Raw genomic sequence first — 25,622 nt, forward strand, 5'->3', positions numbered from 1 at the left:
CATGGCCGAAGATCTGATCCGCTACGACATTCTGGCCCAGGACGCGCTTCGGGGCGTCGTTCGCAAGGTGCTGGCCGAAGTGGCCAAGACGGGCCTGCCGGGTGACCATCATTTCTACATCACCTTCGAAACCCGGGCGCCCGGCGTCCGCGTCTCGACGCGGCTGATGACCGACTATCCCGAAGAGATGACCATCATCATCCAGCATCAGTACTGGGATCTCTCGGTGACGGAGCACGCCTTCGAGATCGGCCTCTCCTTCAAGGGCGTGCCCGAGCGGCTGCTGATTCCGTTCACGGCGCTGAAGTCCTTCGTCGATCCGTCGGTGCAGTTCGGCCTGCAGTTCGAGACCGCGCCGGCCGACGAGGACGCGCTGGAGACGGGCGCGGAGATGGAGGATGTCGAGACGTCGCCGATCGTCCTCGATGCGCCGGCCGAGGCCGAAGAAGCTCCCGCCGAGCCGAGCGAAAAGCCGGCCGCCGAAGTCGTGCGGCTCGACGCGTTTCGCAAGAAGAGCTAATCCCCTCCCCGACTGCTCACTGAACGAGGCCGCGCCAGCGGCTGGGAAAGGCTGACTATGACGACGACCCGTATCGAAACGGATACTTTTGGCCCGATCGAAGTGGCCAGCGACCGCTACTGGGGCGCCCAGGCCCAGCGTTCGCTCGGCAATTTCAAGATCGGTCTCGAGAAGCAGCCGCTGCCGATCGTGCGGGCGCTCGGCGTCATCAAGCGCGCCGCGGCGGAAGTGAACGCCAAGCTCGGCCGCCTCGACCCGGAGATCTCCAAGGCGATCGTCGCCGCCGCGCAGGAAGTCATCGACGGCAAGCTCGACGACCACTTCCCGCTCGTCGTCTGGCAGACCGGCTCGGGCACGCAGTCGAACATGAACGCCAACGAGGTGGTCTCCAACCGCGCCATCGAGATGCTGGGCGGCGTGATGGGCTCCAAGAAGCCCGTCCACCCGAACGACCACGTCAACATGAGCCAGTCGTCGAACGACACCTATCCGACGGCGATGCACATCGCCTCGGCCGAGGAGATCGTCCATCGCCTGCTGCCGGCGCTGAAGCACCTGCACGCGGCCCTCGACGCCAAGGCCAAGGACTGGGCGGCGATCGTCAAGATCGGCCGTACGCACACCCAGGACGCCACGCCGCTGACACTCGGCCAGGAATTCTCCGGCTACGCCCAGCAGGTCGAGAACGGCATCAAGCGCATCGAGATGACGCTGCCGGACCTGATGCAGCTCGCCCAGGGCGGCACCGCCGTCGGCACCGGCCTGAACGCGCCGATCGGCTTCGCCGAGGACGTCGCGAGCGCGATCGCCGAGATCACCGGCCTGCCCTTCACCTCGGCGCCGAACAAGTTCGAGGCGCTGGCAGCCCACGACGCCATGGTGTTCTCGCATGGCGCGATCAACACGGTCGCCGCCTCGCTGTTCAAGATCGCCAACGACATCCGCCTGCTCGGCTCCGGCCCGCGCGCCGGCCTCGGCGAGCTGTCGCTGCCGGAGAACGAGCCGGGCTCGTCGATCATGCCGGGCAAGGTCAACCCGACCCAGTGCGAGGCGCTGACGCAGGTCTGCGTGCAGGTGTTCGGCAACCAGGCCGCCCTCACCTTCGCCGGCAGCCAGGGCCATTTCGAGCTCAACGTCTACAATCCGGTGATGGCCTACAATTTCCTGCAGTCGGTGCGGATCCTCGCCGACGCGGCAGTCTCCTTCACCGATAATTGCGTCGTCGGCATCGAGCCCCGCCTCGACAACATCCAGTCGGGCGTCGAGCGCTCGCTGATGCTGGTGACTGCGCTGGCGCCGAAGATCGGCTACGACAACGCCGCCAAGATCGCCAAGACCGCGCACAAGAACGGCACGACTTTGCGCGAGGAAGCCGTCGGCGGCGGCTATGTGACGGACGCCGAGTTCGACGCCGTCGTGCGCCCCGAGGACATGATCCACCCGAACTGAGGCGGCTCACCTCCGTTACATTACGGAGCTGGACAATTCGTCTTCCATGCGCACTGATAGGCATGGAGGACGATGAAGCGCCTGCGGCCCATCGGTCAGGGGCAGCGCGATCGTTCCTTCGGCCTGCGCCGGCATCGCCGACACCCCGCGTTCACGCGGCGGTCGCCGGGGGCCGGCTTCCAAGGAGGATCACCATGACCGCAGAAATCATCAATTTGAACCGCTTCCGCAAGGAAAAGGTCCGGCAGGAGAAGGCCGCGACGGCCGAGGAAAACCGCGTGCGGTTCGGCCGGAACCGGGCCGAGAAGGCACTGGAGCGGATCGCGGCCGAGAAGGCCCGCCGTCATCTCGACGACCACCGACGGGACGACGACAAGGATCCGACCGTCGCATGAAGAAGCGCTCGGTCTCGATCGCCGGCCATCAGACATCCATTTCGATCGAAGAGCCGTTCTGGCAGGCGCTCCGGACCATCGCGGCCTCGCGCGGCCAGAGCCTCGCCGGGCTGATCGCGGCCATCGACGGCGAACGCCAGGCCGAGACCAACCTGTCCTCGGCCATCCGGCTGGCGGTCCTGGCCTGGTATCAGGCGAAGCTCCATCCGGACGGAACGGAGGCCCCCCGCCCCGTCAATTCGGAATAGAGGCCGGCGGCACCAGCACCATCGGCGCGCCGGGATCGTTCCCCTGCGACGGCATCTGCAGCTGCAAGGGCGGCTGCGGCCGCGCCTGAGGCCGCGGCGCCGGCTCGTCGATGCCCTTCAGAAGCGTCTCGATGCCATCGGAGAAGTCGAGCTGCCGCTTCGCGGCCGCCTCGGCGGCCTTGCGGGCCTGCTCTTCCTTCTGCAGGCGCAGCGCCTCGGCCTTCTTCGCGGCCTCAGCTTTCTTCGCGGCAGCGGCCTCCGCGGCGGCCTTGTCGGCGGCCGCCTTGTCCGCCGCTTCCTTGGCGGCGCGCTCCGCGGCTTCCCGCTCCGCCTTCGCGGCCGCTTCGGCCGCCTTGTCCGCCTCGGCCTTCCGCGCCGCCTCGGCACGGCGCTCGTCATCCTCGCGGGCGACGCGGACCAGCCGGCTCAGCTTTTCCTTCTCGACGATTTCCGCCTGCAACTTCTCGATCCGCTCGACCTCGCGCTCGAAGGCGCGGACCGACAGGAAGCCGGCCAGCGGCGCGACGTCGATCCGGCGCGTCGGCTCGGCGAGCGGGCCGGAGAAGACGAGGCCGACCTGCGGTATGGCGCCGCTCACCCGGTCCTCGCCGGGATCGATCGTCAGGGTCCACTGGCTGTCGAGCGTCTCGGCATTCAGATCGATGGTGGCGCCGCCGACCATCGTCGCGCTGGGGCTGGTCACGCCCAGATTCTGCGCCCGGATGGTGCCGGCCGCGATCGAGAACGCGCCCTCGATATGGTCGAACGCCAGCGTGCCGGCGTCCAGATAGCCGGCGAACAGCTTGCGCAACTCCGCCTCGCCGATCTCGCGCCCGGCGTTCGAGGCGCGGATGACGGCGCCGAAAGCCTCCGGATTGACGAAGCGCGCCGAGCCGGCGCCGACGCGGAGCGAGCCGCCGCCGGAAAGCGACGAGACGACGCCAGCGGCCGAGCGTCCCGTGCCTTCGAACTGGGCGGAGATATCGAGCGTTCCGTCGGCGACCGAGCGGCCGTCGCGCTGCCAGACCAGATCAGAGAGCGCCGCCCCGGTCACGGAGACCTGCCCCGAGATCGAGGCATCGCCCTCGGGATTGACGATCGACAGCGAGCCGGTAGCCTTGCCGCCGGCGAAATCGCCATGGGTCAGGCGGAGTTCGGTGCGCTCGCCGGAGAAGCTCGTTTCCAGCGCGGCATTCGAAACCGTGACACCATCGGAGACCAGGAGCCGGTCGGCGGAGATCCGGAACGCCGCGTCGAAGCCGTCGAGAACCGGCCGCCCGAAGGTCGTCTTCGACCACGGGGTCTCGGTGCTGGCGAGCAGGTCCTGCGGCAGGCCGAGCGCCAGCGAGGTGGCGCGCGTCAGATCCGCCTCGTCGACGGCGACGTCGCCCTTGAGCCGCCAGCGGCTCGCCTCGCGGCCGAAATCGATGGAGCCGCTGGCCTGGACGTCGCCGAGCCGCGCATCGCGGAAGAAGAGCGTCGCGACGCCGTCCTTCACGTCGAGCGAGGTCGTCGCCTCGAGCGGCAGCGCTTCCTGGATGCCGGGCAGCGACAAGCCGGCGAGCGCCAGCGCCGCGGTGGCGTCCGGTCCATGCGCCGTCACCGTACCCTCGAAGGTCGGCAATCCGGCCGCGTCGACGCCGATCTTGCCGTCCGTCGCATAGGTCAGGCCGGCGAATTCGCCCTTGATGGTCGCCGCCGCGCCCTCGGCGAGCGTGCCGTCGCCCTCGATCGTCAGCCGCGCCTTGCCCGGCTGGTCGAGCGGCAGGGCGCTGTAGCCGAGCTGGCGGATCAGCAGGCCGGCATCCGGGTTCTCGATCGCCGCGGAGAGCTTCAGATTGCCCTCGCGCCAGCCGGCCGGCGTGCCGACGAAGCCGAGCGCGGCGTCGATCGCCGTGCCGCCGGCGGTGCCGTTCAGCGTCAGGTTGGCATGGGTGATGTTGTCGCTGGCGCGCGCATTGATCACGGTCGCGAGCTTGCTCGGGCCGAGCAGCGGCGCCGTTTCCTTGAACCAGCGCGAAACGGCGGAACCGGGCAGCAGGCGCTCGACGAGCGCCGCGGTGCCGGTCAGGTCGGAAGCCTCGATCGAGGCGGAGATCTGGCCGCTCGGGGCGCCCTTCATGTCGGCGACACGGCCGCTCGCTGTGATCGCCGCGCCGGCGAGGTTGCCGATCGAAAGACGGTTCGCCTCCAGCACGCCATTGGCGAAGCTGCCATCGGCGGTGACCTGCTCCAGCAGCATGTCGCCAACCTCGAGCTCGCCGGTCGAAATCTTGACCTGGAAGCCGTCGGCGATGCTGTCGGTATCGCTGAGGCTCTGGCCGACGAACAATTCGCCGAGCGAGGTCAGCTGGTCGAAATCGAGCCGGTTGGCCTTGAGCTCGACGGAGAGATTGCGGCGGCCGTCGCCGCTCGCCTCCTGCCAGCCGAGGCTGCCGCGAACGCTGGAATCGCGCATGCGCGCCGCCATGCCCGTGACCTGGATGGCGCCAGGCGCCAGATGCAGCTGGCCCGACATGTCGAAGGGCTGCAGCTGCGGCCGGGACGCCATCTTGCCGCCCCGCCACCAGGCCGCGAAGATCGACGGCTGCTCCGAGATCAGCCGCACCGCGCCGTCGAAGCTCGCCTCGGGCGACGTCGTGACGATGCCGTCGGCGGCGAGACGCGTCCGGCCCGGAAGGTCGGCGCCGAGCTCCTCGATCTTCCAGCCGGTCTGCGCGGTAACCGCGTCGAAGCGGAGGTTCTGGATCACCGAGCCGCCGATGACGATGCCCGGAATATCGAAACCGATGCGGCCGGGGATCGACGGGACCGGCAGGTCCGACAGCGCCGAGACGACCGCCTTCGAGGCCATGTCGACATTGGCGGGCTCGTTCGGCCCCTTGCCGATGGAGCGATCGAGATCCAGCTGCCGCGCCTTGAGGGTCGCGTCGAAGCGCATCGCCTTGCCGAGATCGACCGTGGCGGCGCCCGTCAGACTGTAGGGCCGATCCTCGGGCCCCTGCGACAGGGTGATCGCCGGCAACCGCAATTGCTCCGGCCGCAGATCGAAGCTGCCGGAGGCGCGCCAGCTCGGCGTCTTCTTCCGCCCGCCGTCATCGTCGGCGACATGCAGCAACGAGAAACCGCCCGACCAGTTCAGGCCTTGCTCGTCGGTCTTGAGCGGCCCTTCGGCCGAGAAGGCGACCGGGACGGTGGCCGGATTGGCCTCGACCTTGACCCGGATCGAACCGTCCGCGTCGCGGCGGCCGGTGGCGACGCGGAAGGTCGTCGGCACGCCCTCCGCGACCAGGCCGCCCTCGATCTTCCAGGGACCCGTCAGCGAGCGCGCGTCGACGGCGGCGTTGATGCCGGTCAGCGACAGCGACCGGCCCGTGCGCTCGTCGCGATAATCGATCGAGCCGTCGGAGACATCGACCTTTTCCAGCGTCACGGCGTCGGGATTGAGGGCCTTCGAGGCCTCGGAGCGGCGGAGCCAGTCGGGCGTGCCGTCGGCGGCGACGGTGACCTGCAGGCGTGGCCGGGTGATCGCCATGTCGACGACCTTGAACGTGCCCGAAATCAGGGGGATCAGCTCGATCCGGACGGCGAACCGGTCGACCTTCATCATCGGCTTGTCGGGCGTACCGCCGACACGCACGTCGGTGAAGACGAGCGACGGCATCGGCAGGAGCGACGCGTTGGCGGTGCCGGCGACGGTGACCGGCTGGCCGAGGATCTTCTCCGCCTCCCGCTCGAAGGTCGAGCGAAAGGCGTTCCAGTCGACGAACCAAGGGATCACCAGCGCCGAAAACAGCACGGCGATGATGATGCCCCCGATGATCAGGTACAGCCTGTTCAGATCAACCTCCGCCTTGCCGGCCCCGGCTCCGATGTCGTCATGCGTCCGGCAGGATCTTGCCCGGGTTCAGGATGCCGAGCGGATCGAGCGTCGCCTTGATCATGCGCATCACATCGAGCCCGTGACCATGCTCCTTGATCAGATATTTGCGCTTGCCCTGGCCGACGCCATGCTCGCCGGTGCAGGTGCCGTCCAGCGCGATGGCCCGCTCGTTCATCCGGCTGATCACGGCTTCGGCCTTGGCGATCTCTTCCGGATTGGTGATGTCGATCAGGAGCTGGGTATGGAAATTGCCGTCGCCGACATGACCGACGACAGGCCCGATCAAGCCGTTGGCCGCGATATCGGCGCTGGTCTCGGCGACGCATTCGGCCAGCTTCGAGATCGGCACGCAGACGTCGGTCGAAACGCTCTGGATGTTGTCGCCGGGACGAAGGCCCTTCACGGCGAAATAGGAATCGTGCCGCGCCTGCCAGAGCTTGGTACGATCCTCGGGGCGGGTCGCCGAGGCAAACTCGCCGCCGCCGAACTCCTGCGCGATCGCGGCGAACTGCTCCGCCTGCTCGGCGACGGAGGCCGGCGAGCCGTGGAACTCGAGGAACAGGTGCGGCGTCTCGGGCAGGCCGAGCTTGGCGAACTCGTTGGTGGCGCGGATCATCATCGCGTCGCCGAGTTCGACGCGGGCGATCGGGATGCCGCTCTGGATCGTCAGGATCGCCGCGTTGCAGGCATCCTCGACCGTCGGGAACGAGCAGACGCCCGCCGCGACCGATTCCGGCAGGCCGTGCAGGCGCACCGTGACCTCGGTGATGATGCCGAGCGTGCCTTCCGAGCCGACCAGAAGCCGCGTCAGGTCGTAGCCGGCCGAGCTCTTCTTGGCGCGGCTGCCGGTGCGGACGATCGAGCCGTCGGCCATGACGGCCGTCAGGCGGACGACGTTTTCGCGCATCGTGCCGTAGCGCACGGCATTGGTGCCGGAGGCGCGCGTCGCCGCCATGCCGCCAAGGCTGGCGTCGGCGCCGGGATCGATCGGGAAGAACAGACCCTGATCGCGGATGTGGTTGTTGAGCTGGATCCGCGTCACGCCCGCCTCGACCGTGCAGTCGAGATCCTCGGCATGCACCGCGACGATCCGGTTCATCTGCGACAGATCGATCGACACGCCGCCCTTCGGCGCGTTGACATGGCCCTCGAGCGAGGTGCCGGTGCCGAACGGGATGACCGGAACGCGATGCGCGGCGCAGATCTTGACGATGTCGGAGACTTCTTCCGTCGACACGGCGAACACGACGGCGTCCGCCGGTTCGTTCGGCAGCCAGGTCGTCGTGTTGGCGTGCTGGCGCCGGATCTCCAGCCCGCGCGTAAAGCGCGGACCGAAGCGCTCCTGCAGGATCTCGAGGGCCGTGGCCAACGCCACTTCGTCACGCGCATCCTCGTTGCGCAGCGCCGAAACTGTCATACTAAAAAGCCTCCCAACGGGTTCTTGGCCCGCAAGCCATGTCGGGCGCAACCTATCAAAACCCTGCTGCCGCGCCAAAGACTTCCTGACGCTTTTGCCGGGCCTCACCGCCGAATTCGGTGGCTTTCGCAGGCCGGTTTACACCCGCAAGGAACGGCCGACCAGCGGGTCGGTCATACCGAACCGCTGAGCGCGATCTTGCCCGTCCGGCCCGGCCGGGCGCTCGCCGCGGCGGCCCCTGCCGGATTGGCGAGGCCGAAGCGCTGGTCGATGCCGAGCCGCAGTTGCCCCGACGCGGCCAAGCTGACGAGCTCGCCGATCAACCGCACCATCTCCTCACGGCCGGTCGCCGCCGAGCGGCGGGCGCCCCAGAAGCCCTTGACCGAGACATCGCGGAAGATGAGGTCGCCGGAGGGGATCACCAGCGGCTCGTTCGACATGGCGCCGAACGACATCAGCAGGCCGCGATCGGCCAGCAGGCTTGTCAGACGCCCGCCATCCTTGCCGCCGACGGAATCGACGGCCCGCACGATCGGCGCGTCGCCGGCGATGGACCGGACGCGCTCTTCCCAGCCCGGCGTCTCGGTCGAGACGGCGTTGCCGATGTCGAGCGCCGTCAGCTCGGCGAGGCCCGCATCGCGCCGGACGAGGCTGATGACATGGATGCCGCGCGCCTTGGCAACCATGGCGACGATGCGGCCGACGGCGCCATTGGCAGCGTTCAGGATCATCCACTCGCCGCTAGCGATCCCGAGGTCTTCCAGCAGCATCAGCGAACTCAACGGCATCGAGAGCAGCTGGCAGCCGGTGTCGTCGCCAATCGCATTCGGCAGGGGCACGGCGCGGATCGCCGGCGCGACGAAATAATCGCTCCACGCGCCGCGAACACCGCTGACAACGATGCGCTGGCCGACCACCGGCGCCGTGACGTCCGGGCCGCGCGCATCGACGATGCCGAGCGCCTCGCTGCCGCCGATCGCCGGCAGATCCGGCCTGTGGCCATAGGTGCCACGAATGGTCCAGAGATCGTGATTGTGGATCGGCGACAGCACCATGCGGACCCGGATCTCACCCGGTCCGGGCTCGGGAACCGGACGCTCGCCGGACTGAAGGACATCGGCGGGATCGCCGAAACGCTCATAGAGGGCCGCTCGCATGATAAAAACTCCCTGATCGCCTGCCCTTGTCAGTGCCGGAAAGCTGCCGCAGCCGCCCGATACAGGGCGGGACGAAGGCGGCTTCGCTTGGACAGGCAGGTCCTGTTTCTGTAGGAAAGCTGGCATGGACGGCCGCCGCGGTCCATATTTGTTCTCATGTCCCGTTCTTCGAATCGACCGCCCCGCAGATGACCGTTCCCTTCGACAGTTCCGCCCCCGCCCCGCGCCCCGGCGGCATCGCTGCGCGCGCGCTCGGCCGGGCTGCCGCCCCCGACTACGTCGCGCGCCTCAATCCCGAGCAGCGCCTCGCGGTCGAGACGACGGAAGGGCCGGTCCTCGTGCTCGCCGGCGCCGGCACCGGCAAGACGCGCGTGCTGACGACACGGATCGCCCATCTGCTGGCGACGCAGAAGGCCTATCCGAGCCAGATCCTGGCCGTCACCTTCACCAACAAGGCGGCGCGCGAGATGCGCCACCGCATCGGCGAGCTGATCGGCCCCTCGGTCGAGGGCATGAACTGGCTCGGCACCTTCCACTCGATCGGCGTCAAGATCCTGCGTCGCCATGCCGAGCTGGTCGGCCTGCGCTCCGACTTCACCATTCTCGACACCGACGACCAGATCCGCCTGATGAAGCAGGTGATCCAGGCCGAGAACATCGACGAGAAGCGCTGGCCGGCACGGCAGCTCGCCAATCTGATCGACAGCTGGAAGAACCGCGGCCTGACGCCTGCCGACGTGCCGCCGGGCGATGGCGGCTCCTTCGCGGACGGGCGCGGCATCAAGCTCTACCGGGACTACCAGGCACGCCTGAAGACGCTGAACGCCTGCGACTTCGGCGACCTGCTTCTGGAAAACCTGCGCCTGTTCCGCGAACATCCGGACGTGCTCAAAGATTATCACCAGCGCTTCCACTACATGCTGGTCGACGAGTACCAGGACACCAACGTCGCGCAGTATCTCTGGTTGCGCCTGCTGGCGCAGGGCCGCAAGAACATCTGCTGCGTCGGCGACGACGACCAGTCGATCTATGGCTGGCGCGGCGCCGAGGTCGACAACATCCTGCGCTTCGAGAAGGATTTTCCGGGCGCCGTCGTCATCAAGCTCGAGCGCAACTACCGCTCGACCTCGCACATCCTCGGCGCTGCCTCGCACCTCATCACCCACAATGAGGGCCGGCTCGGCAAGACGCTGTTCACCGACGCGACCGACCCGGACGCCGCCCGCGTCCGCGTCGCCTCTGCCTGGGATTCGGAGGAAGAGGCCCGCGCCGTCGGTGAGGAGATCGAGAGCCTGCAGCGCCATGGCCACAAGCTCAACGACATGGCGATCCTGGTGCGCGCCTCGTTCCAGATGCGCTCCTTCGAAGAGCGCTTCGTCACGATCGGCCTCAACTACCGCGTCATCGGCGGCCCGCGCTTCTACGAGCGGCAGGAAATCCGCGACGCGCTCGCCTATCTGCGCGTCGTCGCGCAGCCGGCCGACGACCTCGCCTTCGAGCGCATCGTCAACGTGCCGAAGCGCGGCATCGGCGAGACGACGGTCCGGCTGCTGCACGACCATGCGCGGGCCCGCAACATCCCGATCCTCCAGGCGACCGACGAGCTGATCCAGACCGAGGAGATCAAGTCGTCCAAGACGCGCACGGCGCTGCGCGATCTCCTCGCCTCGTTCGCGCTCTGGCGCTCGAAGCTCGACCAGATGAAGCATGGCGAGCTGGCCGAGATGATCCTGGAGGAGAGCGGCTACACCGAGATGTGGCAGCAGGACCGGTCCGCCGACGCACCGGGCCGGCTGGAAAACCTCAAGGAACTGATCCGCTCGATGGAGGAGTTCGAGTCGCTCGGCGGCTTCCTCGAGCATATCGCCCTCGTCATGGACACCGACCGCGCCGAGAACCAGGACGCGGTCTCGATCATGACGCTGCATTCGGCCAAGGGCCTCGAATTCGAGACCGTCTTCCTGCCGGGCTGGGAGGAAGGGCTGTTCCCGCACCAGCGCTCGCTCGACGAGAGCGGCCGCGCCGGCCTAGAGGAGGAACGCCGCCTCGCCTATGTCGGCATCACCCGCGCCAAGAAGCGCGCCATGATCTGGTTCTCCTCGAACCGCCGCATCCACGGCCTCTGGCAATCGAACGTGCCGTCGCGCTTCCTCGACGAACTGCCGGAAAAGCATGTCGAGGTGATCGAGCAGACGTCGAGCTATGGCGGCTACAATGTCGGCGGCGTCGGCAATTACGGCGCCAGCCGCTTCGACCGCGCCGACAGTTTCAACAACACCTATTCGACGCCCGGCTGGCAGCGCGCCCAGGCGAACAAGGCCCCCGCCCAGGCGCATGCCCGTTCGGCGCCGCGCCAGATCGAGGGCGAGCTGGTGGCGAAATCGACCGGCTCCTCGTCGAAATACAAGCTCGGCGAGAGGGTCTTCCATCAGAAGTTCGGCTATGGCGCCATCGTCGAGATCGAGGGCAACAAGCTAACTGTCGATTTCGAGAAGACCGGCACCAAGAAGGTCGTCGACAGTTTTGTGACCAAGCACTAGCCCGGCTGGAGCCGCATGCAGCCCCTCTAAAGCCCGCGCGGCGGGACGGGGTCGGGTGTCGGCTTTCGGCCCATAAGCAATCTCCCAATCGGCTCAGAGGCGGGGTATGAAAACACCCTCCGCCGCCAGACAAGGTTCGCCAGCTTGACCCTCATCGCCTCCCTCAACCTTGCCAAGGAATCCGACGCGACTCGCCTCATCGAGGCGATCGGCGAGGATGAAGCGCTTGGCTTTCCCTCCGCCGCGACGACGGAGCAGGACGACCAGAGCTGGACCGTCGACGTCTATTTCGAGGAGCAGCCCGACGAGGCGGCGCTGGCGCGCGTGCTCGCTGCGGTTCTCGGTGCCGATGTCGGCCCCTTCGTCGTCTCGGACCTTCCGGACGAGGACTGGGTGGCGAAGTCGCTGGAGGGCCTGAAGCCCGTCCGCGCCGGCCGCTTCCTCGTGCATGGCAGCCACGACCGCGACAAGATCCTGCCCGGCGACATCGCCATCGAGATCGAGGCCGGCGAGGCGTTCGGCACCGGCCATCACGGCACGACGGCGGGCTGCCTGGAGGAGATCGACCGGCTCGGCAGGCTCCACGACTACAAGAGCATCCTCGACCTCGGCACCGGCACCGGCGTGCTCGCCATCGCCATCGCCAAGGCCTGGCAGAAGCCGGTGCTCGCGACCGACATCGATCCGATCGCCACCCGCGTCACCGCCGAGAACGCGGCGCTGAACGGCGTCTCGGAGTTGATCGACGCGGCGACGGCGGAAGGCTTCGGCAATCCCGTCCTCGCCGACCGCGCGCCCTACGACCTGATCGTCGCCAACATCCTGGCCGGTCCGCTGATCGCGCTCGCGCCCGATGTCGCGGCCCATCTGGCGTCGAAAGGCACGGTCGTCCTCTCCGGCCTGCTCACCGCCCAGGGCCCGGCCGTCACCGCCGCCTACGAGGCCGAGGGCCTCAAGCTGGCGCGCACCGGCGAACAGGAAGGCTGGCTGACCCTCACGCTGGAGCGGTAGGGGGAACTGCGTCGCGCGCGCAGCCAATCTCGACCATCATCCTGAGGTGCCCGGCAAAGCCGGGCCTCGAAGGAGGGTTTAGGGAACGCCCGGGACCTCCGGACTTCGTCTGCAAACTGGAGTGCCCGCTGGACCCTCCTTCGAGGCTTCGCTCACGCGAAGCACCTCAGGATGATGACGGAGCAGGCTGACCCGGCTGGATGGATCCCGGATCTCCGCTTCGCTGCGTCCGGGATGACGACGGAGCTGCGTCTTCGAGGCTCAGGCGGTCCTCGCTTCGAAGCAAGCCCCTCACCCAACCCTCTCCCGCGAGCGGGAGAGGGCCTAGGCCGGCACCCTCATGATCCGCGAGCGCGACAACCGACGCAGGCGATCCCCCTCGCCCGCTTGCGGGAGAGGGTCGGGGTGAGGGTCCATTGAACCCTACCCCACCGCCGGCAGCATCGAGCCGGTTTCCTCCTGGCGCAGGTGCCAGGAGAAGGCCTCCGCCAGCAGATGCGGCGTCTGGCCGCCATGTTCTCTCACGGCGCGGCGGTAGTAGTCGGCCGCGAGCTCGCGATAGCTCGGGTGGATGCAGTTGGCGATGATCACCTCGGCGCGCTCGCGCGGCGCCAGGCCGCGCAGATCGGCGAGGCCGATCTCGGTCACCACGACATCGACGTCGTGCTCGTTGTGGTCGACATGCGGCACCATCGGCACGATGCGCGAGATCGAGCCGTCCTTGGCGAGCGACTTGGTGACGAAGATGCCCATATAGGCGTTGCGGGCGAAATCGCCGGAGCCGCCAATGCCGTTCATCATGTGCGTGCCGCCGACATGGGTCGAGTTGACGTTTCCGTAAATGTCACATTCGAGCGCCGTGTTGATGGCGATGACGCCGAGGCGGCGCAGCACTTCCGGATGGTTCGAGACCTCCTGCGGCCTGAGCACCAGGCGGCTCTTGTACTGCCCGATGTTCGGCATCACCCGCGCCTGGCAGGCGGCCGACAGCGTGATCGACGATCCCGACGCGAAGGCGAGCTTGCCGGAATCGAACAGCTCGAACGTACTGTCCTGCAGCACCTCGCTGTACATGGTGAGATCGTGGAACGGGCTGTCGATCAGGCCGTGCAGCACGGCGTTGGCGATGGAGCCGATGCCGGCCTGCAGCGGCCCCAGCCGGTTGGTGAGGCGGCCCTTGCGCACCTCGGAGCCGAGAAACTCGATCAGGTGCCCAGCGATCGCCCGCGTCTCGTCATCCGGCGCCGTCGTCTCGGCGGAGCTGTCGACCCGCTCGGTGACGACGATGGCAGCGATCTTGGCCGGATCGATCGGGATGAACGGCAGGCCGACGCGGCTGTCGGGCGTGATCACGGGGATCGGCTCGCGATGCGGCCGCCGCGTCGGGATGTAGATGTCGTGCAGGCCCTCGAGATCGGCCGACTGGCCGAGATTGAGCTCGATGATCACCTTTTCGGCGAGGATCGCGAAGGTGGCGGAGTTGCCGACCGAGGTCGTCGGGATGATGCCGCCCTCGCGGGTGATCGCCACCGCCTCGACGACGGCGACGTCGATAGGCCCCATCTGGCGCGAGCGCAGCAGTTCGACCGTCTCGGAGAGATGCTGGTCGATGAACATCACCTCGCCCTTGTTGAGGGCGGCGCGCAGCACGCGGTCGGACTGGAAGGGCAGCCGGCGCTTCAGCACATGCGAGCGCGTCAGCACCTCGTCGATGCCGTTGCCGAGCGAGGCGCCTGTGATGAGCGTGATGCCGAAGGGCTCGGTGGCGGCCCGTTCGGCCAGCGCCAGCGGCACCGCCTTGGCGTCGCCTGCTCGGGTGAAGCCGCTCATGCCGACGGTCATGCCGTCACGGATCAGCGACGCTGCCTCCGCCGGCGACATGACCTTGTCGAGAAGCGACGCGAGGCGGATGCGATCCTTGAGCATGATGTCCAGCATGTAAGTGGGAGTTGCCGGACCATAGGACGGGGCGAAGGCAGAATCACCCCGCAAAAAGCACAAAATCCGCGACGGGCGGTCGCGGATTTTGCAGAACAGGCGCCGATCCCAACGATCCGCGCGGCTCGATCGACGCCAGGCCGACCCGAGCCAGTCTTGTTAGACGATCGAACCCATGGCGCGGCGCTCATGCGTCTCGCGGTCATAGCCGAAGGTCGCCAGCGCCGCGTCGTCGAGCGACAGCTGGTAGCCGTTCACGAAGCGCGGCATGCGGCGCTCGCGGACGTGGGTCATCCGGGCAGCAGCGCGCCGAACGACGCCCTGCCCGCGGCTTCCTGCCGGGGCAACGCCGATTTCGCCGTAAGCTGCAGCCAACATGATCCGAATTCCTTTTTTGCTGGAGATGCACCCTGCATCCCTTAACCATGGTCTTCATACCCCTAACGCTGACGTGAAGGTACATCTGTAACGGAATGACAGACATGCGGTTTTTGCATCGCACAAGGTGTCGCCACAATTGCGCCGCGATGCAAACACCGGTGTTGCCGGAATTGCCGTCGCCACCGCGCCCCGTTAGGGTCTCGCAAACCATCGCGACCCGCGAAAAAGGCCCCTGCTGATGTTCCAGAACTACGACGCGCCCAGCCGTGCCCACCCGATCGCCGACCGATTGGTCGCGCTCCGCGCCCATCTCGCCCGCCTCGGCCTCGCCGGTTTCATCGTGCCGCATGCCGACGAATATCAGGGCGAGTACATTCCCGCCTCGGCGGAGCGCCTCGCCTGGCTGACCGGCTTCACCGGCTCCGCCGGCGCGGCCATCGTGCTCGCGGACGAGGCGGCGGTGTTCGTCGACGGACGCTACACGCTGCAGGTGCGCGACCAGGTCGATGTCGCCGACTTCACGCCGCAGGACCTGATCGCCCTGCCGCCGCATCAGTGGCTGAAGGGCAAGCTCAAGGCGGGCGACCGGATCGGCTATGATCCGCGCCTACTGACGCTTGCGGAAGTTCGCCGGCTCGAGGCGGCCTGCAAGGCGAACAAGGCGGAGCTGGTGGCGCTCGACGAAAACCCGATCGACGTGATCTGGGCCGACCGCCCCGCCCCGCCGCTCACCCAGGTGATGGCGCAGCCGGACGAGCTCGCCGGCGAAACGGCGGACGCCAAGATCCGTCGCCTGCAGGCGATCCTCGCCGAGAAGGATGTCGACGCGGCAATCCTGGCGCAATCCGATTCGATCGCCTGGACCTTCAACATCCGCGGCGCCGACGTGCCGCACAATCCGGTCGTGCTCTCCTACGCGCTGCTCCGCCGCGACCAGCGCCCGACGCTCTATGTCGACGGCCGCAAGCTCTCCAACGTGCTGCGCGACGCGCTTGCCGAGCGCGCCGACATCAAGGAAGAGAGGGCGCTGCTCGCCGATCTCGCCGAACTCGGCGCCGAAGGCCGCCGCGTCCTGCTCGATCCGCAGACGACCCCCGCCCTCTTCGCCACGACGCTCACGGACGCCAAGGCGGTGATCGTCGAGGGCGCCGACCCCGTCGTGCTGCCCAAGGCGCGCAAGAACGCGGTCGAGCTCGACGGCACCCGCCGGGCGCACCGCCGCGACGGCGTCGCCATGACCCGCTTCCTCGCCTGGCTCGACGCGAACGGCGCCAGGGGCACGGAGACGGAGATCAGCGTCGCCAAGAAGCTGGAGGCGTTCCGCGCCGAGGCGGGCGATGAAGACGGCTCGCCGCTGCTGGAGATCTCCTTCGACACCATTTCCGGCGCCGGCTCCGATGGCGCGATCGTGCATTACCGCGTCAACGAGGCGACCGACCGCAAGCTGGAAAGCGGCACGCTCTATCTCGTCGATTCCGGCGCGCAATATCGCGACGGCACCACCGACATCACCCGCACCATCGCCATCGGCCAGCCTTCGGCCGAAATGCGGGATCGCTTCACCCGCGTGCTCAAGGGCCACATCGCGCTGGCCACGGCGCGCTTTCCGACGGGAACGACGGGCGCGCAGCTCGATACGCTGGCCCGCCACGCGCTCTGGCAGGCCGGCCTCGACTTCGACCACGGCACCGGCCACGGCGTCGGCGCCTTCCTCTCCGTGCATGAAGGGCCGGTCCGCATCTCGAAGGCGGGCCATCTGCCGCCCGAGCCCGGCATGATCCTCTCGAACGAGCCCGGCTACTACAAGACCGGCGCCTATGGCATCCGGATCGAGAACCTGATCGTCGTGACCCCGCCCGCCGCGATCGCCGGCGGCGACCGCCAGATGCTCGGCTTCGAGACCATCACGCTGGCGCCGATCGACCGCAACCTGATCGACGTCGCCCTGCTCTCCCCGGCCGAACGGGCCTGGATGGACGCCTATCACGCCCGCGTCCGCGAGGCGCTCGCCCCGACGCTCGCCGGTGAAGATCTGCAATTCCTGATCCGCGCCACGCAACCGCTGGACGCATAGGCCGAGCCGTTATTGTCATCACGAAACCTGTCATGTCGACAGGTTTCGTGATGGAACGTCGCCGGCATGACTCCGTTGACCGATCGAGCCTGAGCTCAATTGGCTATAAAAAACACGGAGTTACGACCATGAACACGCTTTTCAAGACAACGGCCCTGGTCGCTCTCCTTGCTGCTGGCCCCGCGCTGGCGCAGGACGCACCTCCTCCTGCCGAGACCAGCGCGCCAGCCGCGACCACAACCACGGTTGCGCCGGCCGACCGCTTCATCGTGCTGGAGGACGGCACAACCGACTGGCTCGCCTCCAACCTGATGGGCTCGACGGTCTATAGCGGCACGGACGAGAACCTCGGCAAGATCGTCGACATCCTCGCGACCGACGACGGCCAGGTGAAGGCCGTGGTGATCGGCGTCGGCGGCTTCCTCGGCATCGGCCGCAAGGACGTCGCGGTCGCGCCCGCCACCCTCGATCGCATCAAGGTCGACAATGGCGTCAAGCTGGTGCTGGCCACCAGCAAGGAAGAGCTCAACGCGGCGCCGGAGTTCAAGACAGTAGCCAAGCAGGAATCGGACGCCGCCAGGGCGGCAGCGCCGGCCGCGGATACGACCATGCCAGCCGCTGACCCGATGACGCCGCCGGCGGCAACGGAGCCTGCTCCGGCGACCGACCCGGCCGCACCGGCGACGGACCCGGCCGCACCGGCAACGGCCCCCGCGGCGCCGTAAGACCCAGAAGCCGTGGAAACGGAGGCCTGCCCGCGAGGGCGGGCCTCATTTTTTGGCTGTATCCTGGAAGATCAGTCCGCGCCGACCAGCGCGAACCAGCCGTCTTCGTCGATCACCTCGACGCCGTTTTCGGCGGCGGATTTGAGCTTGGATCCGGCGCCCGGCCCCGCGACCAGCAGATCCGTCTTCTTCGAGACCGATCCGGCAACCTTGGCGCCGAGCCGCTCCGCCATCGCCTTGGCCTCGTCGCGCGTCATGCGCACCAGCGTGCCGGTAAAGACGACCGTCTTGCCGGCGACCGGGCTATCCGTCTTGGCCGCCTCGAGCGGTTGCGGCGTGACCTCTTCCAGCAGCCTGGCGAAGGCGTCGCGATTGTGCGGTTCGTCGAAGAAGTCGACGACGGCCTCGGCGACAACCGCGCCGATCCCCTCGATGCCCACCAGTTCGACCCAGGCGTCGTTGCCCTTCAGCAGTTCCGGTCCCGGCGGACGCGCCGCCAGCCCCGTATCGCGGAACGCTTCGACGGTGCCGAAATGGCGGGCGAAGCGCTTGGCGTTGGTCTCGCCGACATGGCGGATGCCGAGCGCATAGATGAAGCGATTGAGCGCGATGCTGCGGCGGTCATTGATCGCCGCGAAGAGATTGCGCGCCGAGGTCTCGCCGAAACCGTCGCGGTTCTTCAGCCGCTGCAGCTGGCCCGCGTCGCGCGCCTCCAGCGTGAAGATGTCGGCCGGCTCCTTGATCAGGCCCCACTCGTGGAAAGCCTGCACCTGCTTCTCGCCCAGCCCCTCGATGTCGAAGGCATTGCGCGAGACGAAGTGGCGGATGCGCTCGACCGCCTGCGCGGCGCAGATCAGACCGCCGGTGCAGCGGCGGACGGCCTCGTCCTCCTCGCGCACGGCATGGCTGCCGCAAACGGGACAGATCGTCGGAAAGCTGTAGGGAACGGAATCGGCGGGACGCCTGTCGAGCATCACCGAGACGATCTGCGGGATGACGTCGCCGGCGCGCTGCACGACGACCGTGTCGCCGACGCGGATGTCGACGCCGTCGCGGATCGGCAGGCCATCGCCGCCGATACCCTTGATATAATCCTCGTTGTGCAGCGTCGCGTTGGAGACGACGACGCCGCCGACGGTGATCGGCTCCAGCTTGGCGACCGGCGTCAGCGCACCGGTGCGGCCGACCTGGATGTCGATGCCGTTCAGCACGGTCACGGCCTGCTCGGCGGCGAACTTGTGCGCGACCGCCCAGCGGGGGCTGCGCGAGACGAAGCCGAGCCGGTTCTGCAGGGCGAGCGAGTTCACCTTGTAGACGACGCCGTCGATGTCGTAGCCGAGCCCGGCGCGGTCGGTTTCGAGCGCGTGATAGAAGGCGAGCGCCTCCTCGACCGTCTGGCAGAGGATCATGCGCGGGTTGGTCGGCAGGCCCCAACTTGCAAAGGCCTCGACCATGCCCATCTGCGTCTCGGCCGGCAGCGCGCTCATCTCGCCCCAGGCATAGGCGAAGAAGCGCAGCGGCCGCGACGCGGTGATCTTCGGATCGAGCTGGCGCAGCGAGCCGGCGGCCGCATTGCGCGGATTGGCGAAGCTCTTGCCGCCGCCCGCCGCCGCCATGCGCGCGTTCAGCGCCTCGAAATCGGCATGCGCCATGTAGCACTCGCCGCGGATCTCGACGATCTCGGGTACGCCGGCCGGGAGCTTTTGCGGAATATCGCCAATCGTGCGGGCGTTGACGGTGACGTTCTCGCCCTCGAAACCGTCGCCGCGCGTCGCGGCGGTGACGAGGCGGCCGCCCTCGTAGCGCAGCGACAGCGACAGGCCGTCAATCTTCGGCTCGGCGGTGAACGGTATGGCGCCGTCGATCTTCAGGAAGCGCCGGGCCCGATCGATGAAATCGACCACGTCCTGGTCGTCGAAGGCGTTGTCGAGCGACAGCATCGGCACGACATGCGGCACCTTGGCGAACTTGGCCGATGGAGCGGCGCCGACGGAGACGCTGGCCGCCGAAATCAGGTCCGGATAGCGGCCCTCGATCGCGACGAGCCGGCGGCGGAGCGCGTCATAGTCGGCGTCCGAAATGGTCGGCGCGTCGTCCTGATGGTAGCGGAGATCGTTTTCGGCGATCTCGGCGCTGAGACGCTGGTGCTCCGCGGCGGCTTCGTCCGCCTTCAGCGTCTCGACCGGTATCTCGCGCAACAAATCCGACGGCATGGCAGCACTCCCATTCAGGAAGAAAGCTATGCCGTGCCGCCCGTTCGCTCGCAAGGGGCCGAGGCTTTCGCCAACAGCCCCTTGCCAAGAGCTCCTAGTGGCCGGCGTCGAGCACGGCGGAGGGATCGGCGTGGTGCGGCGCGAACAGCCGGCCGCGCTCGGTCCAGATCACGACGGCGAGGCTGAGCACGCCGGTCGCCAGGAAGCCGAGCGACAGCGGCAGGACCGTGCCGTTGAACGCCTGGCCGATGCCCATGCCGATGATCGTGCCGAGGATCGTCGTGTAGAAGCCGATCATCGACGAGGCCGTGCCGGCGATGTCGCCGAGCGGCTCCATCGCCATGGTGTTGAAGTTCGGCATCGTCAGGCTGAACAGGAACTGGCAGACGGCGAGGTTCGCGGCGAAGAGCAGCAGCGGCGGCTTGCCGTCGAACCAGAGGGCGCTCAGGACCATGAGCACCGACATCAGCACATGGCCGCAGACACCGGCATGCGAGATGCGCCGCATGCCGAGACGACGGACGATGCGGACATTGACGAAGGAGGCGACGCCCATGACCGCGGCAATCATGCCAAAGACGAGCGGGAAGAACTTGCCGAGGCCGTAGACCTCCGTCTCGAAGATCTGCTGCGACGAGCCGAGATAGGCCATCAGCCCACCGAACATCAGGCCGATCGCCGTCGAATAGCCGACCGTCGCCCGCTGCTGCAGGCAGCGCTTGGCACCGCCGGCGATGCGCGAAACGGAGAACGGCATCCGGTATTCCGGATGCAACGTCTCCGGCATGCGCCGGCCGAACCAGAGCGCGATGCCGACCGCCATCACCAGCATCGAGACGAAGATCGCGTGCCAGGTGCCGAACAGAAGGAACAGGCTGCCGATCGCCGGGGCGAAGACGGGAACGATGATGAAGATCATCATCGTGAACGACATCACCCGGGCCATCTCGCGGCCCTCGTAGCGGTCGCGCACGATCGCCACCGACAGGATGCGCGTCGCGGCCGCGCCCATGCCCTGGACGAGGCGGGCGACCAGGAGCATCTCGAAATTCGGCGCGAACAGCGCGATCAGGCTGCCGATCGTGAAGATGACGAGGCCGATCATCAGCGTTGGCTTGCGGCCGACGATGTCGGAGACGGGACCGTAGAACAGCTGCATGATCGCGAAGCCCGCCATGTAGACGGTCAGGATCAGCTGGACTTCATTGGCGGAAGCGAGGCCGAAATCGTGCTGGATGTGGCCGAAGGCCGGCAACAGATTGTCGATCGACATCGAACCCAGCGCCATCATGAAGGCGATGATGACGATGAATTCAGCGAAAGACGGCTCACGGGCTGGGCGTGCGGAAGCGCCCACGGACAGGACGGACATTTTGATTTCCAAAAACGGATCGACAGGCGGTATGGCCTGTTCGAAGTGCAGCCGGTCGTTGGAGGCGAAGCGGTGATACTAGCCAGAAGCGGTCGGCGCGGGAGCAACCTATACTAGACAGGTCTTTGTGGCGGGGCCGTGACCAGGGTCACAGGTCGTCCAGCAAGCTTACTTCCGGGGAAGCTCATCAATAGCTCTACGGCTTCCTTGCGATCAACCATAAATTCCGTAGCCAGGCACAGATTCCGGCGGTGTGGCGAAAAGGGCGCGCCGGCCGCCTGAGTTCGGCCGCGCCAAAACGCGGCAAGCCCTCGCCCGGCCCGCCCCTATGAGATCCCTATGCGACGGCCGCTCCGTACCCCTCGATCCCCTATGCGCTCGCCCGCACCTTAGCCGCGCGGCGCACAGATCGCGCTGGGTACACCATGAAGAGCCAATGCACACGTCAAGCGACATGAACCCGGTCCCGCTCGCGACGACCGGTTCCACGAGCCTCCACTTCCTCGTCGGCCAGGACCGGCTCGGCCACTGGCTGGCGATCGAGACCGGCGGCCACGCCGGCGGACTGTTCACCGACCGGACGTCGGCGCTCCGCTATGCCAGCGCCGAATGCGGCTATCGCCCGGACGCCGTCGAGCTGGTCGAGGAACGGCTGGAACTGCCGATCTAGACCCGCGCGGCCCACGGTCGGGACAGGCGTCCGGCCTGTCCCGGCTCGCATCCAAGGCTTTGATATTTTTACGCATCCTCTCTGATCTCAACGGAAGGCAACGGCTGTGAAAGACGTCATCCCCCGCGGCTCGATGATCGCGCTCGTCACGCCCTTCAAGCGCGACGGCATCGACGAACGGGCGTTCGGCGATTTCGTCGCGTGGCAGGTTCGGCAGGGTACGGACGGGCTGGTGCCCTGCGGCGTCGCCGGCGAGGGATCGACCCTCACCGAAGCCGAGCGCGACCGGCTGATCCGCATCGCCGTCGAGGCGGCCTCGCGCCGGCCGGTGATCGCCGCGACCGGCAGCAACAGCACCGAGAAGACGATTGCCCGAACGCGAAACGCCCGGCTCGCCGGGGCCGACGCCGTGCTCGTCGTGACGCCCTATTACAACCGCCCGTCGCAGGAGGGCCTGTTCCAGCATTTCGCGGCGCTCGCCGCCGCCGTCGACATCCCGATCCTGCTGGAAAACGCCCCCGAGCGCACCGGCGTCTCGCTCGCCGAAGCGACGCTGGAGCGACTGCGGCGGATCCCGTCGATCGTCGGCATCGTCGCGTCTTCCAGCGGCGGGATCGCCCCGGCGCTTCGCCCGGACGCTGGCCGACCGGACTTCGCCTGCCTCGCCGGCCGGGACGAGCTCGCCGTCCAGCACCACGCCCTCGGCGGCAACGGCTTGGTCTCCACCATCGCCAATCTGCTGCCGGGCGTCTCGGCCGCGATCCAGGAGGCCTGCCGCCAGCACGATCTCGCCCTCGCCTCGGCGCTGCATCGCCAGATCCTGCCGCTCCTCGTCCTTCTCGAGCGCGAGCCCGAACCCGTGGCGATCAAATATGCCGTGTCGTGCCTCCGACCCGGCTTCAATCCGGCGCCCCGCCTGCCGCTGGCGCCGCCGACCGAAGCTTCGATGCGTGCCATCGAGCTGGCGGTGGCGCATCTGGTCGACACGCCGGAAGGCTTCGCCGAGATGATTCTCCACGGCGACCGGCCGGGATCGTCGGGAATCGAGAGGATCCGCCTGTCCTGATGCAGCCGGGGGGAAACACCTACCCTAACGGCATGGCTCATCGGAATGCATTGGCGTACGATGCCTTGGGCACTTCCGAGGCGGCGGTAGACGCGGCAACCGAAGGAGGCAGCCATGCGCTCGCAGGAAGCAGCCGAACTCTCCGGCAAATTACGCGGTCCGGTCATCGATGGCGACAGCGTCGACTATGACGACGTCCGCAAGCTCTACAACGGCATGATCGACAAGAAGCCGCGGATGATCGCGCGATGCAGCGACGTCGCGGACGTGATCGAAGCCGTGAATTTCGGCCGCGAACACAAGCTGCTCATCGCCATACGCGGCGGCGGCCACAATGGTCCCGGTCTCGCCAGCGTGAACGACGGGCTCGTCATCGACCTGACGTCGATGAAGGGGGTCCGGGTGGATCCTGCCAGCCGTACCGTCCGCGTCGGCCCGGGCTGCACGCAGGGCGATGTCGACCACGCCGCGCATCCCTTCGGCCTCGCCGTTCCGGCCGGCATCGTCTCGACGACGGGCATCGCCGGACTGACGCTCGGCGGCGGCACCGGCTACCTGACCCGGCAATACGGCCTCACCATCGACAACCTGCTCGAGGCCGACGTCGTGCTGGCCGACGGCCGCTTCGTCACCGCCAGCGCGACGGAGAACCCGGATCTGTTCTGGGCGCTGCGCGGCGGCGGCGGCAATTTCGGCGTCGTGACGAGCTTCCTGTTCCAGGCGCGCCCGGTCGACATGGTCTATGGCGGTCCGATCTTCTGGGACCAGAAGGACGCCGGCGCCGTCATGCGCCGCTATCGCGACATGCTGCCCGGAGCGCCCGAGAAGCTCGGCGCCTTCCTCGGCCTCAAGACCATGCCGTCCGCCGATCCGTTCCCGCGCGAGCATTGGGGCAAGCGGATCTGCGCGCTGATCTCCTGCTACAACGGCCCGCAGGCCGAGGGCGAGATGGCGATGAAGCCCTTCCTCGAAGGCCTGCCGCCGCCGCTCGTCAATTGGATGGGCATGATGCCCTTCCCGGCCCTGCAGAGCCTGTTTGACCCGTTGCTGCCGTCCGGCATGCAATGGTACTGGCGCGGCGACTTCGTCAACGAGCTCAGCGACGCGGCGATCGACGCTCATCTGGCGCAGGCCGAGCAGACCCCGAGCACGCTGTCCCTGATGCATCTCTATCCGATCGACGGCGCGGTGCATCGCGTCGGCAGGGGCGATACGGCGTGGAACGCGCGCGGGGCGACCTGGTCGATGGTGATTGCCGGCATCGACCCGAACCCGCAGCAGGCCGGGCCGATCACCCGCTGGACCAAGGCCTATTGGGAGGCGGTCCATCCGCACAACCAGAATGGCGGCAAAGGCGGCGGCTACGTCAACTTCATGATGGACGACGAAGGCGAAGGCCGCATCCGCGCCACCTATGGCGACAATTACGATCGCCTGGTCACGATCAAGGCCAAATACGACCCGGACAATGTGTTCCGGGTCAACCAGAACATCCGGCCGCTGCACTGAGGTCGGGCGAGCGGCACGGACGTGGACCGTCCGTGCCGCTGCAAGATCAAAACATCCGTGCGGCGCTTATTCGTCGTGCGTGTCGTGATAGCTGACGAGTCCGCGCTTCCAGTAACCCGACGCCTTGACGCGCTGCTTCGGCACGCCGTGGTCCTCGACCAGGATGCGTCGCAGCCGCTTGGCCGTATCGGACTCGCAGGCGACCCAGGCGAAGCCCTCGCCCTTCGGCAGTTCCAGCGCCGCGACCGCGTCGTCGAGCAACCTCCCCTCGCCCGGCGCCACCGCGCCGCGATGCAGCCAGGTGATCTCGCTCGAAGCGCGGCTCGCGAGCGGCAGTTCATCCTCGGCGCCGCCGACCTCGATCAGCACCCGCACCCTGGCCTCGGGCCGGAGCTCCTCGAGCCGCCGCGCGATCGCCGGCAGCGCCGTCTCGTCGCCGACGAGCAGGTACCAGTCGAAATCATCCGGCACGATCATCGAGCCGCGCGGCCCAGCGACATGCAGCGTACTGCCGACCTCGGCCTGCATCGCCCACGCGGTGGCGGGGCCGGCTTCATGGACGGCGAAATCGAGATCGAGCTCGCCGGCCGCGGCGTCGTAGCGGCGCGGCGTGTAGTCCCGGGCGATCGGCCTCTCCGCCCCTTCCGGGAAGACGGGGCCGTTCGGCCCGAAGGTCGGCAGCGACGGCGTCTCCTCGCCCGGACGGGCGAAGAACAGCTTGACGTGGTCGTCATGGCCACGGCTGGCGAATTCGGCCAGATCCGGTCCGGAAAGCGTGACGCGGATCATCGAGCGCGTCAGCTCGACGACGCGCGTCACCGTCAGGCGACGGATCCTGAGCGGATAGCGGACACGATAGGTCTCGTGCGGTGCGGGGGAAACGATAACGGGGGATTGGGTCTCGGACATGGTAACTCCAGGAAGGAGCAGTCCGACCGTGAGCAACGTCTTAGGCAACGCCGCGCAGGTCGAACCTGCTCGGGCAAGCTCGATCGGCGCGTTGTCTAACGTTAACGCCTACGTGCAGGCCTGTGGCGAGCCCGCAAACCACGCC

19 protein-coding genes are annotated in these 25,622 nt (G+C 67.7%); 11 read left to right on the forward strand and 8 right to left on the reverse strand.

What is annotated here, in order from left to right; all coding sequences use genetic code 11:
- The first annotated feature begins 1 nt into the window (after position 1).
- From AC6HZP_RS17045 to AC6HZP_RS17060, 4 genes are all read left to right on the forward strand, one after another.
- Positions 2–520 carry an SspB family protein gene (locus AC6HZP_RS17045; protein WP_497523800.1) on the forward strand — a complete coding sequence of 173 codons (519 nt, stop codon included), beginning with the start codon at positions 2–4 and terminating at the stop codon, positions 518–520.
- A 57-nt stretch (positions 521–577) separates the two neighbouring features.
- Entirely contained in the window at positions 578–1,969 is a 1,392-nt protein-coding gene (gene fumC / locus AC6HZP_RS17050) for a class II fumarate hydratase (RefSeq protein ID WP_497523801.1), read from the forward strand.
- Positions 1,970–2,163: 194 nt separating this feature from the next.
- On the forward strand, positions 2,164–2,364 hold the full coding sequence (locus AC6HZP_RS17055; protein WP_497523802.1) for a DUF4169 family protein: 201 nt from the start codon (positions 2,164–2,166) through the stop codon (positions 2,362–2,364).
- A complete protein-coding gene (locus tag AC6HZP_RS17060) occupies positions 2,361–2,612 on the forward strand; it encodes a ribbon-helix-helix domain-containing protein (protein ID WP_497523803.1) in 252 nt (83 codons plus the stop codon). The genes AC6HZP_RS17055 and AC6HZP_RS17060 overlap by 4 nt, the downstream gene beginning before the upstream one ends.
- Here the strand turns inward: AC6HZP_RS17060 and AC6HZP_RS17065 are convergent.
- From AC6HZP_RS17065 to AC6HZP_RS17075, 3 genes are all read right to left on the reverse strand, one after another.
- On the reverse strand, positions 2,599–6,486 hold the full coding sequence (locus AC6HZP_RS17065; protein WP_497526816.1) for an AsmA family protein: 3,888 nt from the start codon (positions 6,484–6,486) through the stop codon (positions 2,599–2,601). The two genes, AC6HZP_RS17060 and AC6HZP_RS17065, sit on opposite strands and share 14 nt — an antisense overlap.
- 4 nt (positions 6,487–6,490) lie before the next feature.
- Positions 6,491–7,912, reverse strand: coding sequence for an FAD-binding oxidoreductase (locus tag AC6HZP_RS17070; RefSeq protein ID WP_497523804.1), 1,422 nt, complete (start codon positions 7,910–7,912; stop codon positions 6,491–6,493).
- 173 nt (positions 7,913–8,085) lie between these two features.
- Complete coding sequence (locus tag AC6HZP_RS17075) at positions 8,086–9,069, reverse strand: zinc-binding dehydrogenase (protein ID WP_497523805.1); 984 nt, start codon at positions 9,067–9,069, stop codon at positions 8,086–8,088.
- Positions 9,070–9,257: 188 nt separating this feature from the next.
- Here AC6HZP_RS17075 and AC6HZP_RS17080 point away from each other — a divergent pair, with 188 nt between their 5' ends.
- Complete coding sequence (locus tag AC6HZP_RS17080; protein ID WP_497523806.1) at positions 9,258–11,609, forward strand: ATP-dependent helicase; 2,352 nt, start codon at positions 9,258–9,260, stop codon at positions 11,607–11,609.
- A gap of 144 nt (positions 11,610–11,753) precedes the next feature.
- Positions 11,754–12,620, forward strand: a complete 867-nt coding sequence (locus AC6HZP_RS17085) for a 50S ribosomal protein L11 methyltransferase (protein ID WP_497523807.1) — start codon at positions 11,754–11,756, stop codon at positions 12,618–12,620.
- A gap of 423 nt (positions 12,621–13,043) precedes the next feature.
- Here the strand turns inward: AC6HZP_RS17085 and scpC are convergent, their stop codons facing one another.
- Both scpC and AC6HZP_RS17095 read right to left on the reverse strand, forming a co-directional pair.
- Positions 13,044–14,546, reverse strand: coding sequence for a succinyl-CoA:acetate CoA-transferase ScpC (scpC, locus tag AC6HZP_RS17090; protein ID WP_497526817.1), 1,503 nt, complete (start codon positions 14,544–14,546; stop codon positions 13,044–13,046).
- A gap of 171 nt (positions 14,547–14,717) precedes the next feature.
- On the reverse strand, positions 14,718–14,936 hold the full coding sequence (locus AC6HZP_RS17095; protein WP_201400302.1) for a hypothetical protein: 219 nt from the start codon (positions 14,934–14,936) through the stop codon (positions 14,718–14,720).
- A 241-nt stretch (positions 14,937–15,177) separates the two neighbouring features.
- On the opposite strand from AC6HZP_RS17095, the gene AC6HZP_RS17100 reads away from it, so the two are divergent.
- Both AC6HZP_RS17100 and AC6HZP_RS17105 read left to right on the forward strand, forming a co-directional pair.
- The gene (locus AC6HZP_RS17100) at positions 15,178–17,013 is read left to right on the forward strand and encodes an aminopeptidase P family protein (protein ID WP_497523808.1); all 1,836 of its coding nucleotides are present in this window, start codon (positions 15,178–15,180) and stop codon (positions 17,011–17,013) included.
- A gap of 32 nt (positions 17,014–17,045) precedes the next feature.
- Entirely contained in the window at positions 17,046–17,738 is a 693-nt protein-coding gene (locus AC6HZP_RS17105; protein ID WP_497523809.1) for a PRC-barrel domain-containing protein, read from the forward strand.
- Between the two features lie 71 nt (positions 17,739–17,809).
- Here AC6HZP_RS17105 and ligA read toward each other — a convergent pair whose 3' ends face one another.
- Both ligA and AC6HZP_RS17115 read right to left on the reverse strand, forming a co-directional pair.
- On the reverse strand, positions 17,810–19,951 hold the full coding sequence (gene ligA, locus AC6HZP_RS17110) for an NAD-dependent DNA ligase LigA (RefSeq protein WP_497523810.1): 2,142 nt from the start codon (positions 19,949–19,951) through the stop codon (positions 17,810–17,812).
- 94 nt (positions 19,952–20,045) lie between these two features.
- The gene (locus AC6HZP_RS17115; protein ID WP_497523811.1) at positions 20,046–21,323 is read right to left on the reverse strand and encodes a multidrug effflux MFS transporter; all 1,278 of its coding nucleotides are present in this window, start codon (positions 21,321–21,323) and stop codon (positions 20,046–20,048) included.
- A 436-nt stretch (positions 21,324–21,759) separates the two neighbouring features.
- Between AC6HZP_RS17115 and AC6HZP_RS17120 the strand changes: the two genes are divergently transcribed.
- From AC6HZP_RS17120 to AC6HZP_RS17130, 3 genes are all read left to right on the forward strand, one after another.
- Positions 21,760–21,993, forward strand: a complete 234-nt coding sequence (locus tag AC6HZP_RS17120) for a hypothetical protein (protein WP_497523812.1) — start codon at positions 21,760–21,762, stop codon at positions 21,991–21,993.
- A 106-nt stretch (positions 21,994–22,099) separates the two neighbouring features.
- Positions 22,100–23,059, forward strand: a complete 960-nt coding sequence (dapA, locus tag AC6HZP_RS17125; protein ID WP_497523813.1) for a 4-hydroxy-tetrahydrodipicolinate synthase — start codon at positions 22,100–22,102, stop codon at positions 23,057–23,059.
- Positions 23,060–23,173: 114 nt separating this feature from the next.
- The gene (locus AC6HZP_RS17130) at positions 23,174–24,568 is read left to right on the forward strand and encodes an FAD-binding oxidoreductase (RefSeq protein WP_497523814.1); all 1,395 of its coding nucleotides are present in this window, start codon (positions 23,174–23,176) and stop codon (positions 24,566–24,568) included.
- A gap of 66 nt (positions 24,569–24,634) precedes the next feature.
- On the opposite strand, the gene AC6HZP_RS17135 is transcribed toward AC6HZP_RS17130, so the two are convergent.
- The gene (locus tag AC6HZP_RS17135; protein ID WP_497523815.1) at positions 24,635–25,477 is read right to left on the reverse strand and encodes a siderophore-interacting protein; all 843 of its coding nucleotides are present in this window, start codon (positions 25,475–25,477) and stop codon (positions 24,635–24,637) included.
- Positions 25,478–25,622 lie beyond the last annotated feature (145 nt).

It is taken from the genome of Kaistia sp. SLG-1, assembly GCF_059699055.1.